The organism is Pseudomonadota bacterium (genome assembly GCA_038533575.1).
Lineage (GTDB): Bacteria > Pseudomonadota > Alphaproteobacteria > Rhodobacterales > Rhodobacteraceae > Shimia_B.
The window spans coordinates 321,596-333,730 of the sequence record JBCAYL010000002.1; the positions used below are offsets into that span (position 1 = coordinate 321,596).

Annotated in this window: 11 protein-coding genes; 4 read left to right on the forward strand and 7 right to left on the reverse strand. The window is 68.6% G+C overall.

The window, feature by feature from the left end:
• Positions 1–25 precede the first annotated feature (25 nt).
• Positions 26–2,041: a transglycosylase SLT domain-containing protein gene (locus AAFM92_13320; protein MEL7301357.1), complete on the forward strand. Its 2,016-nt coding sequence runs from the start codon at positions 26–28 to the stop codon at positions 2,039–2,041.
• On the opposite strand, the gene AAFM92_13325 is transcribed toward AAFM92_13320, so the two are convergent.
• The gene (locus tag AAFM92_13325) at positions 1,980–2,870 is read right to left on the reverse strand and encodes a DMT family transporter (GenBank protein MEL7301358.1); all 891 of its coding nucleotides are present in this window, start codon (positions 2,868–2,870) and stop codon (positions 1,980–1,982) included. The genes AAFM92_13320 and AAFM92_13325 overlap by 62 nt on opposite strands.
• Positions 2,867–3,556: a tRNA (5-methylaminomethyl-2-thiouridine)(34)-methyltransferase MnmD gene (gene mnmD / locus AAFM92_13330; protein MEL7301359.1), complete on the reverse strand. Its 690-nt coding sequence runs from the start codon at positions 3,554–3,556 to the stop codon at positions 2,867–2,869. The genes AAFM92_13325 and mnmD overlap by 4 nt, the downstream gene beginning before the upstream one ends.
• A 29-nt stretch (positions 3,557–3,585) precedes the next feature.
• On the opposite strand from mnmD, the gene AAFM92_13335 reads away from it, so the two are divergent.
• The gene (locus tag AAFM92_13335; GenBank protein MEL7301360.1) at positions 3,586–4,620 is read left to right on the forward strand and encodes an FAD-binding oxidoreductase; all 1,035 of its coding nucleotides are present in this window, start codon (positions 3,586–3,588) and stop codon (positions 4,618–4,620) included.
• Positions 4,621–4,722: 102 nt separating this feature from the next.
• Here the strand turns inward: AAFM92_13335 and AAFM92_13340 are convergent, their stop codons facing one another.
• Positions 4,723–5,259 carry an NADPH-dependent FMN reductase gene (locus AAFM92_13340; protein MEL7301361.1) on the reverse strand — a complete coding sequence of 179 codons (537 nt, stop codon included), beginning with the start codon at positions 5,257–5,259 and terminating at the stop codon, positions 4,723–4,725.
• 75 nt (positions 5,260–5,334) lie between these two features.
• Positions 5,335–5,958, reverse strand: coding sequence for a cob(I)yrinic acid a,c-diamide adenosyltransferase (cobO, locus tag AAFM92_13345; protein MEL7301362.1), 624 nt, complete (start codon positions 5,956–5,958; stop codon positions 5,335–5,337).
• Positions 5,959–5,997: 39 nt separating this feature from the next.
• Between cobO and AAFM92_13350 the strand changes: the two genes are divergently transcribed.
• Positions 5,998–6,378 (forward strand): hypothetical protein, encoded by a 381-nt coding sequence (locus AAFM92_13350; protein MEL7301363.1) that lies wholly within the window; start codon positions 5,998–6,000, stop codon positions 6,376–6,378.
• Here the strand turns inward: AAFM92_13350 and cobN are convergent.
• Positions 6,349–10,116: a cobaltochelatase subunit CobN gene (gene cobN / locus AAFM92_13355; protein ID MEL7301364.1), complete on the reverse strand. Its 3,768-nt coding sequence runs from the start codon at positions 10,114–10,116 to the stop codon at positions 6,349–6,351. The two genes, AAFM92_13350 and cobN, sit on opposite strands and share 30 nt — an antisense overlap.
• Positions 10,117–10,155: 39 nt before the next feature.
• Between cobN and AAFM92_13360 the strand changes: the two genes are divergently transcribed.
• Complete coding sequence (locus AAFM92_13360) at positions 10,156–10,326, forward strand: hypothetical protein (protein ID MEL7301365.1); 171 nt, start codon at positions 10,156–10,158, stop codon at positions 10,324–10,326.
• Position 10,327: 1 nt separating this feature from the next.
• Here the strand turns inward: AAFM92_13360 and AAFM92_13365 are convergent, their stop codons facing one another.
• Together AAFM92_13365 and cobW are read right to left on the reverse strand one after the other, a co-directional pair.
• Positions 10,328–10,774 (reverse strand): GNAT family N-acetyltransferase, encoded by a 447-nt coding sequence (locus AAFM92_13365; GenBank protein MEL7301366.1) that lies wholly within the window; start codon positions 10,772–10,774, stop codon positions 10,328–10,330.
• Between the two features lie 32 nt (positions 10,775–10,806).
• The gene (cobW, locus tag AAFM92_13370) at positions 10,807–11,907 is read right to left on the reverse strand and encodes a cobalamin biosynthesis protein CobW (GenBank protein MEL7301367.1); all 1,101 of its coding nucleotides are present in this window, start codon (positions 11,905–11,907) and stop codon (positions 10,807–10,809) included.
• Positions 11,908–12,135: the final 228 nt, after the last annotated feature.

Below are 12,135 nucleotides of genomic sequence, written 5' to 3' on the forward strand. Positions count from 1 at the left end.
GATGCGCCCGATCTTCATCTTGGTTTTGAGCCTGGTTCTGTGGGCCAGCGCGCCCGCCGCGGAGGGCGAGGCGGAGGCGCTCGAGCGCGCGCTGGCCGCGCGGGCAGCGGGCGATTGGGATCGCGCGTTGGCGGAGGCGCGAGGCGCGGGGCCCGTGGGCCAGGACATCATCGCCTGGCACTACCTGCGCGCGCGCCAGGGCAGCTTCGCGGAGGCGCGCGCCTTTCTTGCGCGGCGGCCGGACTGGCCGGGCCTGCCGCTGCTGCGCGCCCGGTCGGAGGGCGCCATCCCGCCCCGCGCGGATCCCCAGCAGGTGCTCAATTACTTTATCCCGCAAGCGCCGCGCAGCGGCGCGGGCACGCTGCGCTACGCGGAGGCCTTGCGCGCGGCGGGGCAGGCGGAAACAGCCGATGCCGAGATCATCCGGGGCTGGGCCACGCATTCGCTGACCGGCGACGAGGAAGCCGCATTCATCACGCGCCACGGCGCGCTCGTGAGACCGCATCACTGGGCCAGGACGGACATGCTCCTCTGGCGCGGGCTCACGGCTGAGGCAGCCCGCATGCTCCCACTGCTCTCCGAGGCGGAGAAACGCCTGGCCACCGCGCGCATTGCGCTCAGGGAGCGGCGAGACGGCGTGAACGCCCTAATCGCCCAGGTGCCTGCCTCGCGCGCGGACGACCCGGGCCTCGCCTTCGAGCGTTTCCTCTGGCGCGCGCGCGCCGGGATGACCGACGGCGCCATCGAGATGCTCGAGGAGACCGATGATTTGGGCCAGGCGGAGGAATGGGGAAACCTGCGCCGCCGCTACGCCCGCATCCTCATGCGCGCGGAGGAGAACAGGCGCGCCTACCGCATCGCCGCGCGGCACGGGCTGGAGGAGGGCCGCCATTTCGCGGATCTCGAATGGCTCGCCGGTTTCATCGCGCTCCGCAAGCTCGGCGATGCGGCGACCGCGCTCCGGCATTTCGAACGCTTCGAGACGGCGGTGGACACGCCCATTTCGCTCGGCCGCGCGGGCTACTGGCAGGCGCGCGCCCATGCGGCGCTTGGCGATGAGGCTGCCGCACGCGAGGACTACACCCGCGCTGCCGCGCACCAGACGGCGTTTTACGGTCAACTCGCGGCGGAGGAGGCTGGCCTGCCGCCCGATCCGAAACTCGCGGGAACGGAGGAATTCCCCGACTGGCGCGGCGCAGCATTCACGCAATCCTCGGTCTTCGAGGCGGCCGAGCTCCTGCTCGCTGCCGGGGACCTTTCACTCGGCGAGCGCTTCCTCACGCATCTGGCGGAGAGCCTCACGCGCGAGGAGATCGGGCAGATGGCCGATTACGTCCGCGACGTGCATGGCGAGCCCCATCTCCAGGTCATGATCGCCAAGCGGGCCGTGCAGTATGGCCACGTGCTGGAAGCGCCGTACTTTCCGCTTCACCCGCTCCTTGAAGAGACGGGCGATGTGCCCCAGGCGCTGGCGCTGGCCATCGCGCGCCGGGAGAGCGAATTCGATCCGGGGGTGAGCTCCGGCGTGGGTGCGCGCGGGCTCATGCAGCTCATGCCCGCCACCGCCGAAGAGATGGCCGGCGATCTCGGCGTCCGCTTTCTGGAAGCGCGGCTCCTCACGGATCCGGATTACAACGCTCGCTTGGGGCTCACATACCTCGCCGAACTCATCGAGACCTTCGGCCCGAGCCCCGTGCTCGTCTCCGTGGCCTACAATGCAGGGCCGAGCCGCGCGTTTTCCTGGATCTCGGCGCGGGGCGATCCCCGGGATGCGCGGACCGACCTCGTCGACTGGATCGAGCATATCCCGTTCCGCGAGACACGGAACTACGTGATGCGCGTGACAGAGAGCCTGCCCGTCTACCGGGCGCGGATCGCCGGAGAAACGCAGGCCCTTGGCCTCCTCGCGGATCTGCGCGGGGCGCGGCCCGACGGGCGTGCCGTGACCGGCCCGCCGCCGCCCAACTGGGCGCCAGAGCTCAGTCTGCGCCCGCTCTCGCGGCCGGAAGCGCCTCCTGCTGACGCTCCCGCCACAGAGTAAAGAGCCCGGCGGCGACGACGATGGCCGCGCCCGTGGCCACGTTCCAGCGGATCACCTCCCCGAAGACGCTCACGCCGATCATGGCGCCGAAGACGAGCTGAAGATAGGCGAAGGGCTGCACGGCGGAGGCCTCCGCCACTTCGTAGCACCGGATGAGGAGGTAGTGACCGAGCGCGCCGGTGACGCAGAGCGTGGCCATCCAGGCCCAGTCCCGCGGCGTCATAGCCTCCCAAAACCAGACGCCGACGACGGTCATCGCCACGGCGCCGGCTGTCCCGGTCCAGAAGAAGGACGTCTCCGTCCGGTCGCGGCGCGCGGCATAGCGGGTCAGCAAACCATAGAGCGCGAACATGCAGGCACTGCAGACCGCGATGAGCGCGTAGGGCGAAAAGACTGCGAAGCCCGGCTGCAGGATGATCAGAACCCCCACGAAGCCGATCCCGATGGCTCCCCAGCGATAGGGGCCCACACGCTCGCCCAGGATCGGGCCGGACAGCGCGGCCACGATGAGGGGATAGGCCGTGAAGATCGCGAGGCTCTCCACGAGGCCGAGGATCGTGAAGGCCAGGACCATGACGCAGATCTCGGCGGCCAGGAGCAGCCCGCGCCCGATCTGAAGCACTGGCTGGGACGTCCGCGCGGCGGCGCGGATGCCGCCCGCCTTGCGCCCGGCCACTGCGATCACGAAGGCGGCGAAGAACCAGTAGCGGATCATCACGACCATGATGACATTGTACTCGGAGGCGAGGTGCCGGCTGATCCCGTCCTGCATGGCGAACACGAAGGTCGTGGCCACCATGAGGGCGATGCCGAGCCTGTTCCCGCTCACGGGCGCCGCGCCCGCGTCATGTGCCGCTTGCGCCCATAGCCCGGCACCCGCGAGACCTCGAAGCCCGCCGCCGCGAGCGCCCGGCGCACGTCTCCGGCGGCGGAATACGTGGCGCAGGTGCCACCGGCCTTCGTGCGCGCGCCCACCGCGGCGAGAAGCGCTGGCTCCCAGAGCTCCGGATTGCGCGTGGGCGAAAAGCCATCGAGGAACCACGCATCGGCCTCTCCCGCCCAGCGGGGAAGTGTCTGCCGGGCGTCGCCCAGGATGATCTCGGCACGGAGCCACGGCAGCTCCAAGACCGATTCTCCTTGCCAGAGCGGGGCAAGCTCCGCCGCCACCTCCGCGATCTCTGGAAAGGCTGCCCAGGCTGCCGCGGCGACTGCGTGGCTCACCGGAAAGGCCTCGAAGCTCGTGAAGTGCAACTGCCCGGCTTGATCGGCCTCCCGCCAGGCGAGCGCCGCCGCAAAGAGGTTCAGCCCCGTGCCGAAGCCCAGCTCGGCGATATGAAAACCGTCCCGGAAGCGACCGGGCAGGTCATTGCCCGCGAGAAAGACGTGCCGCGTCTCCTCAAGGCCGTTCTCGAGCGAATAATAGGGGTCGTCGAAGCGGGTGGAGACCGGAATGCGCCCGGCGCCCGCCTCGCGCCACGTGACCTCCGCGGAGGGCTGCTCTATGTGCGCCACCATCGCAGCGAGGTAACGAGGGCGCGTGGGCTTTGGCAAGCTATGATCTGACCATCCGGGGCGCGGGGATCTTCGGGCTCGCCATCGCGTGGGCTTGCCTCAAGCGCGGCGCGCGCGTGCAGGTGATCGACCCCGCGGGCGTGGCGGCGGGCGCCTCCGGCGGCATCGTCGGCGCGCTGGCGCCGCACACGCCAGAGAACTGGAACCCCAAGAAGGCGTTTCAGCTCGAAAGCCTCCTGATGGCGCGCGCGCTCTGGCCCGAGGTGGAGGCGCTCACCGGGCAGGCGAGCGGCTACGCACGCACGGGGCGCTTGCAGCCCATCGCCGATGACCATGCCCGCGCCCTGGCCGAGACGCGGGGTGAGAACGCGAAAACGCTTTGGCAGGGGGAAGCCACCTGGGAGATCGTAGAGGCCGCGCCATGGGGGCCCGTCAGCACCACGGGCCAGCTGATCTTCGACACGCTCTCGGCCCATATCAATCCGCGCCGCGCCACGGAGGCCCTGGCCCGTGCGGTGGCGTTGAAGGGTGGCTCGATCGCGCGTGACGGAGAGGAGGTCGGCGCGGTGATCTGGGCCACGGGGGCTACGGGCCTCGCGGCGCTCAACGCGGCCACCGGACAGCCCGTGGGCACACCGATCAAGGGGCAGGCGGCGCTCTTCCGCCTCGACCGCGCAGGCGCGCCTCAGCTCTTTGTCGATGGTCTCCACATCATGCCCCATCTCGACGGGACGGTGGCCGTAGGGTCCACCACTGAGCGGGATTTCGAGAGCGCCACGGAGACTGACGCGCTCCTCGACGATGTCGTCGCCCGTGCGCGGTCTGCGGTGCCCGCGCTCGCGGATGCGGAGATCATTCAGCGCTGGGCCGGGCTCAGGCCGCGCGCCCGCAGCCGGGCGCCCATGCTCGGCCCCTGGCCGGGCCGGGCCGGGCATTTCATGGCCAATGGCGGGTTCAAGATCGGCTTCGGCATGGCGCCCAAGGTGGGAGAGGTCATGGCCGACCTCGTCCTCGAGAGCCGTGATACCATCCCGGAGGGCTTCCGGGTCGAGGACAACTTGCGCTGACCCGTGCCGCGGGTACCGCGCGCCCCGGACCCCGCGCCGGGGCCTCTGCTCTAGGCGCCGAGGGTTAGGCCCCGGGTGAGGCCCGGGGCGCGTGCGGTCCTGCTAGCCGATCTCCGCGCGCAGGTTGTCCATCAGTGTGGCCATTGTCTTCTGCGCCATGTCGCCCTTGAGGCTGCCATCCTCTTCAAAGCCACTCCCGCTCTGCGCGAGGTGGAACTCCGGACCCGGGATCACGCGGGGAGAAAAGGGATTGAGCGCGAGGCGCAGCGTCCATTGCCCCCGCTCCCCGCCCGCGCGACCGGCGGCCGCGGACATGATTGCGACGGGCTTGTCCTTCCACGGATTGCCCTCGGTCCGGCTGAGCCAGTCGAGCGCGTTCTTCAGGGCGCCGGAGAGGAGCTTGTTGTATTCCGGCGTCGAGATGATGACGGCGTCAGCCGCCTCGATCTGGTCGGCAAGGGCCTGCACCGGGCCAGGCACACCATCCTCTTCGAGATCACCGGAATAGAGCGGGAACTCGATCGAGCCCATCGTGAACTCCGCGGGATCGAAGACATCCTTGGCCGCATGGATGAGCTTCGTGTTGGTGGAGGCCGCGCGGAGCGAACCGGAGATGCCGAGGAGATGGTGGGCGGGCATGACGTGTCCTTTGCGAGTGTCAGCCTCGGGACATAGCCTGCCCCCTGTCTCTGGCCACGTCTCGGGCCACAGGGCTCAGAATTCCACGCCGATCTGTGCCTTGATGCCGGAGCGGAACGGATGCTTGACGAGTTCCATCTCCGTGACGAGGTCGGCGATCTCGATGAGCTGTTCCTTGGCGTTGCGGCCGGTGAGGACGACATGGGTCATGGGCGGCTTTTCCGCCTCGAGGAACGCGACGACCTCCGCGATGTCGATGTAGTCGTAGCGCAGCGCGATGTTGATCTCGTCGAGGAGGACCATGTGGTTGGCCGCGTCGCGGATGAGCTCCTTGGCCTTGGCCCAGGCGGCCTGCGCCATCTCGATGTCGCGGGCCTTGTCCTGGGTTTCCCAGGTGAAGCCCTCGCCCATGGTGTGAAAGGCGCAGAGATCGGAGAAGCGCGCGAGGATGAGATCGCGCTCGCCCGTCGACATGCCGCCCTTGATGAACTGGACCACCGCGCATTTGCGGCCATGGGCGATATGGCGGAAGATCATGCCGAAGGCGGCGGAGCTCTTGCCCTTGCCCTTGCCGGTATGGACGATGACGAGGCCTTTTTCATCGGTCTTGGTGGCCATGATCTTGTCCCGCGCGGCCTTCTTCTTGGCCATCTTCATGGCGTGGCGGTCGGCATCGGCCTTGGTGTTGTCGGCGCTCATCTTAACCCTTCCTTAACTCTGCATGCCCAGCCTGCGTGCATGCGGTCCCTTGCAATCCTTGTGCTCCTGGCGCTCGCCGCGTGCAACACGCCGACGCCGGAATTCTACGGCGTGGCGCCGGTGGACGTCACGGTGGATGGATCGGCCTACAAGATATTCTACCGGGGAGACCGGGCGCAGGCGATCCGCACGAACCCCGAACTCAGGCCCAACCGGAACGCAGAGGCCAAGATCACGCAGGCCATCGAGATCGTATCGGGGTGCAAAGTCGTCGGTGCGCTGCGCGGCGACGTAGCCTTGGCCAATGCGCGGGTCGATTGCGGGTCTGGCGCGCGGCCCTGGCCCGTAGAAGTCGAGCTTCGCATCATCTGCGACAGCGATGCGCAATTCTCACGCCGGGTCTACTGCTCCACCTACTGAGGCTGGCGCGTCGAGCAGCTCGGCCAGCAGGGCCCGGGCGGAGTTGGAGCGCGGCTGCCAGAGCCCGCGGTCGATGGCCTCCTGGAAGCGCTGGGCCATTTCATGGAGCGCGGGCGCGTTGTGCGTGGCGATGAACTCGCGGGTCGCGCCATCCTCGAGATAGGCCTCGTGGAGCATGTCGAAGTGGTGGTTCTTCACGGCCCCCGTCGTGGCCGCGAACGCGAAGAGGTAATCCGTCGTCGCCGCCATCTCGAATGCGCCCTTGTAGCCGTGGCGCATGACGCCCGCGATCCATTTCGGATTGGCCGCGCGAGACCGTACGACGCGGCCGATTTCATCGTCCAGCGTGCGGATGCGTGGGCTTTCGGGGCGGGAATGGTCGTTGTGGTACACCGGCACATTCTCGCCCTTGAGCGTGGAGATCGCCGCCGCGGCCCCGCCCTCGAACTGGTAATAGTCATCGCTGTCGAGGATATCATGCTCGCGGTTGTCCTGGTTCTGTACGATGGCCTCGGCGCCGGCGAGCCGCGCCTCGAAGCCCGCGCGGTCCCGTGCGCCCTCGCTCCCCTTGCCGTAGGCGTAGGAGGACCATTCGAGATAGGCCTCGCCCAAGTCTGACTTCGTCTTCCAGAGCCGTTCGTCGATCATGGCTTGCAGGCCTGCCCCGTAGGCGCCGGGCTTCGATCCGTAGACACGGTGACCCGGCGCGGCCTTGGCCGGGTTCTGCGCCGTGGGCTCATCGAGGGCCTGCACGGCGCGAGCCGCCGCATCCACGAGGTCGATGAGGCCTGGGAACGCGTCCCGGAAGAAGCCAGAGACCCGAAGCGTGACGTCCACGCGCGGACGGCCGAGAACGGAGGCAGGCAGCACCTCGAAGCCGGTCACGCGGCGCCCCGCGGCATCCCATGTCGGCTTCACGCCCATGAGCGCGAGGCACTGCGCGATGTCGTCACCGCCCGTGCGCATGTTGGCCGTGCCCCAGGCCGTGAGCAGCAGCGCGCGTGGCCAGTCGCCGTGGTCTTGCAGGTGCTTTTCGATGAGCAGGGTCGCGCTCTTCCAGCCCAACGCCCAGGCCGTCTGCGTGGGCACGGCGCGGGTGTCGACGGAGAAGAAATTCCGCCCCGTCGGCAGCACATCGAGCCGCCCACGCGTGGGCGCGCCCGAGGATCCTGCCGCGATCGCGCGGCCATCCAAGGCGCGGACCATGGCGTCCATCTCCGCCGGGCCGCAACTGCGGACGGAAGGGAGGATGCGGTCGTGGATTTCCGCGAGCACGGGGGCGGTGGCCGTGAAACCCTCCGGCGGATCTGTCCAGCCGAGGGCGCTCTGCGCCAGCGATTCCAGGCGCTCGACGGTGTCACCGTTGGACCGCCATGGTCCGAGCTCTGCGCCTGCGCCTTCGAGCAGCGCGTGTCGCGGCCCCACGTAGGGCGCGGCCATGTCGCAATCGAGCGGGTCGATATCCACGCCGCAATCGGTAGCGAGCGCGCGGATGAGAGAGGCATTGCGGCCCTTGCCGTCGCCCCGCGTTGCGCGTGCCAGCGCGATGATCAGATCACGCTCCAGGTCGCCGTCGGGCGAGGTCCCGAAGATGTGGAGACCGTCGCGGATCTGCGCCTCCTTTAGCTCGCAGAGATAGGCGTCGAGCTTGGCGAGATCGGTCTCGGCATCCGCGCCCATGCCCACATCGGCGTCGAGGCCGGTGGCGGCGGCGAGGCTCAGGATCTCCTTCCTGAGATGCGGGACCCGGCGGGGATCCACGCCCGCGGCCTCGTAATACTCGTCCACCAGAGCCTCGAGATCGCGCAGGGGGCCATAGGTCTCCGCGCGGGTCAGTGGTGGCGTGAGGTGATCGAGGATCACCGCTTGCGCGCGGCGCTTGGCCTGCGTGCCCTCGCCGGGATCGTTGACGATGAAGGGGTAGATGTGGGGCATCGGCCCCAGCACGGCCTCTGGCGCGCAGGCCGCGCTTAGCGCGAGCGCCTTGCCTGGCAGCCATTCCAGATTGCCGTGCTTGCCGATGTGGACAATGGCGTGCGCCCCCTGCACTTGGCGCAGCCAGATGTAGAAGGCGATGTAGTTGTGCGGCGGGACAAGGTCGGGGGCGTGATACGTCTCCTCCGGATCGATGTTGTAGCCGCGGGCGGGCTGGATGCCGACGGTTACGTTCCCGAACTGGAGAATGCTGAGCTTGAAGCCCGTCTCCGCGTTGCCCTCCCCCTTTCGAGGTCGTTCAACCGCTGCCGGGTCAGTGGGGGGGAGGTTTTGGGGCCAGTGGAAGGGGTCTTCGTGCGGTGCGCCCCATCGATCTTCGATCTTTTGGCGGAGGGCGTAAGGAAGTCTCTTGTAGTGTTCCTCATAGGTGGCGAGCGGCAGCGTGACGCCGCCCTCCGTTTCCGCGCGGTCGGTGAGCCAGTTCGTCGGGCCTGCCATGATCTGGGCCATGAGCGCCTGGGCGTCCTCGGGCGGCGCCGTCCCGTAGCCTTCGGCGGCGAGGCGGGCGATGACGTCCACCGTGGCCGCGGGGGTGTCGAGGCCCACGCCGTTGGCCAGTCGTCCGTCCTTGTTGGGATAATTGGCAAGGACGAGCGCGACCTGCCGGTCCGCGGGCGATGTCGCCCGGAGGCGCGCCCAGTTCGCGGCGAGGTCGGCCACGAAGTCCATGCGCGTGCCCTCGGCCCGGTAGGTGGCGATGGGGCACTGGGTCTCCGCGTCGAAAAAGGCCTCGTCCTTGAAGGACACCGCGCGCGACAGGATGCGCCCGTCCACCTCCGGGAGCGCCACGTTCATGGCGATATCGCGGGCTGAAAGGCCCGTAAGGCCCTCGGCCCAAGCCTCCTCGGAGCCGCCGGAGAGCACCACCTGGAAGGTGGGCGCGTCGTTGGCCGCGGGCCCCGTGAACGGGTTCGCGCCCGGGCTGTCCGGGGTGCCGGTGGCGAAGGCCGTGCAATTGAGGATCACCGCGGGCGGCGCAGCCTCGAAGAGCTGCGCGAGCGTCGCGGCAGAGACCGGATCCTTCAGCGAGGCCACGAAGACGGGCATGGGATTGAGCCCGCGCCGGGTCAGCGCCTTTACGAGGCGGTTGATGGGATTGAGCCCCGCCCCCTGCACGAGCGCGCGATAGAAGACGAGGGGCACGACCGGAGCGCCTTCGGTCCAGGCGCTTTGTAGGATCGGCATATCGGCCTGCCCGGCGCCGGGCCAGTAGAGCCCGGCCTTGAGGAGCGGCGTTGCGCCCGCCGGGCGCTCGGCCTCGCCCAGCATGGCCTTGGCAAGGGTCAGGAAGCCTGTCGCGTTCTGAGGCCCGCCTTCGACGAGGTAGGCCCAGAGCGCGTCGTAATCCTCGGCTGACACGGTGGAAAAGGTGCGCAGCTCCTCGTCAGGCTTGTCGTCGCCCGGAAGGAAGGCCACCGGCACACCGGCCTCTCTGAGGCGCGCGGCATATTGCTCGAACCCGTAGCGCCAGTAGCCTGCCCCGCCCAGCAGGCGGATGATGACGAGCCGGGCCCCGGTGGCGCAGGCATCGAGATGCATGTCGACCGAGAGCGGGTGGGCGAGGTGCGTCAGATTTGCGAGCCGGAGTGTGGGCGGTGACTCCATCTCGCTCCGGGCCTGGCTCAGCGCAGCGAGCTCGGTATCGGCGGCGCTGAGCACGACGACATCGGCGGGCGTCTGCGCGAGATCAACCGGCTCGGTGCCGTCGCTCACCTGCCCGGGCGTTGCGGCAAGAAGGTGCATCAGCTCGCCCCCGGCGCGTCCGCGCCTATGTGACCCTTCATGAGCAAGTCGCCGCATATCAGAGATGAGCCCGCCAATCCGGCCGACCGGATCGTCGATGACGAAATGCCAAAGACGATGCGCGGGCACCCCGAGGATCGGGCGACGCCCATCAACGGGCTGCAGCTCGGCAAGCTTGTGGATGCGCTGAAGGACAAGCTGGCGAAATAGGTCACAGCGCCTTCTCCATGAAGACGGAAGACCCGTTCTCCTCATAGGCGCCGAATGGGCCGCGGCGGGCATAGCCAAGGCGGTCGTAGACCTTGAGCGCGGCGGGGGAGGCCTCCCCCGTCTCGAGCCGCATGAGGGCGAGGCCTTCGCGACGTGCGCCTGCCTCACAGGCGGCGATGAGCGCATCGGCCCAGCCCTGCCCGCGATATTCCGGGGCCACGTAGACGCGCTTTAGCTCCGCATACTCTCCGTAATGCCCGTAGCCGCCGCAGGCGGCCGGCCCGGCACCGGCATGGCCGAGGAAGAAGCGGATGTCGCTGGCGGCGAGCTCTTCGGGTGAGAAGGCGTAGCGGTGCTCGGGTGGGTAGAGCGCCGATTGCTCCGCCTCCGAGCCCGCAATGAGCAGCAGCGCATCGGGGTGGAGCGGGTCTATGCGGGCGATCTCCATGGCTCCAGTGATGTGGTGTGGGCCCGGCCCGCCTAGGCCGTGACCGGGACGGGCGCGGCGAGGGCCGCCGAGATGGTCGCGCGGTCGAGCCCCGCCTGGCCGATGACGACAAGGCGCGAGCGGCGATCGGCGAGCGGCTGGTCGAAATAGGTCTCGATGCGCGGGCCAACGGCCTGGAGCGTCAGCCGCATGGGCTTGTCCACGACGGCGAGAAAGCCCTTTAGGCGCAGGATATCATGGGCGCGGATGACCTCCGCCACCTGGCTGGCATAGGCGGCCGGGTCCGCGATTTCGCCGAGTTCCACGGTGAAGCTTTGGAACGCGTCATGGCCGTGCGCATGCTCATGGTCGTGATGGTGATGATCGCCCGGCGCATCGTGGTGATCATCGTGATCGTGATGATCGTGGTGATGATGGACCTCGTGACGCGCGGCGAGGTCGCCCTCGGCACCGACGCCCATGCCGAGCAGGACGTCGACCGGGAGCGCGCCCTTGGTGGCCGCGAGGACCTGCACACCGGTGCGGCTCTCGGCCTTGAGCGTGGCCACGAGCTTCTCTGCGTCTTCGGGTGCGAGGAGGTCGGCCTTGTTGACGACGATCATATCCGCGCAGGCGACCTGGTCCTCGAAAAGCTCCGAGAGCGGCGTCTCGTGGTCGAGACCCGCGTCAGCGGCGCGCTGCGCGTCGACGGCGGCTGTGTCATGGGCGAAGCGGCCCTCGGTGACGGCCTTGCCATCCACCACGGTGACGACGCCGTCCACGGTGACCTTCGTGGAGATGCCCGGCCATTTGAACGCGCGCACCAGCGGCTGCGGCAGGGCGAGCCCCGACGTCTCGATGACGATGTGATCGGGGGGCGTGTCGCGGGCCAGGAGCTTTTCCATGGTGGGGATGAAATCGTCGGCCACGGTGCAGCAGATGCAGCCGTTGGAGAGCTCCATGATGTCGTCGTCCCGACAGGTTTCGTCTCCGCAGCCTTTGAGAATGTCGCCGTCCACGCCGAGATCGCCGAACTCGTTGATGATGAGCGCGATGCGGCGGCCCCGTGCCTCGCTCAGGAGATGGCGGATCAGGGTCGTCTTGCCTGCGCCGAGGAAGCCTGTGACGACGGTGGCGGGGATTTTTGCGGGCATGGCAGACCTCCTGAAACGCGGAAAAAGGCCTGGTCGGCCTTTTGCGATATGCTGGTGCGCGGTGGCGGCGCCGCAGCTGTCGCCATCCTGTGTCGCGCTGGTGGCGGAGATCGTCAAGCGCCATGTGTGTCGGTCCTCGCCCCATATGTTGTGGATAAGCCTGCGTCTTCGGGCAGATGATGTTGACATGCCGCGGGTGCGGCACCCACGATGCCTGGACAGGTGGAA

What these genes read in the sequence shown, in the direction of transcription:
- cobN (MEL7301364.1), bottom strand. Translation starts at nt 10,116, where the DNA reads ATGCACCTTCTTGCCGCAACGCCCGGGCAGGTGAGCGACGGCACCGAG.
- cobW (MEL7301367.1), bottom strand. Translation starts at nt 11,907, where the DNA reads ATGCCCGCAAAAATCCCCGCCACCGTCGTCACAGGCTTCCTCGGCGCA.
- cobO (MEL7301362.1), bottom strand. Translation starts at nt 5,958, where the DNA reads ATGAGCGCCGACAACACCAAGGCCGATGCCGACCGCCACGCCATGAAG.
- AAFM92_13360 (MEL7301365.1), top strand. Translation starts at nt 10,156, where the DNA reads ATGAGCAAGTCGCCGCATATCAGAGATGAGCCCGCCAATCCGGCCGAC.
- mnmD (MEL7301359.1), bottom strand. Translation starts at nt 3,556, where the DNA reads ATGGTGGCGCACATAGAGCAGCCCTCCGCGGAGGTCACGTGGCGCGAG.
- AAFM92_13365 (MEL7301366.1), bottom strand. Translation starts at nt 10,774, where the DNA reads ATGGAGATCGCCCGCATAGACCCGCTCCACCCCGATGCGCTGCTGCTC.
- AAFM92_13350 (MEL7301363.1), top strand. Translation starts at nt 5,998, where the DNA reads ATGCGGTCCCTTGCAATCCTTGTGCTCCTGGCGCTCGCCGCGTGCAAC.
- AAFM92_13340 (MEL7301361.1), bottom strand. Translation starts at nt 5,259, where the DNA reads ATGCCCGCCCACCATCTCCTCGGCATCTCCGGTTCGCTCCGCGCGGCC.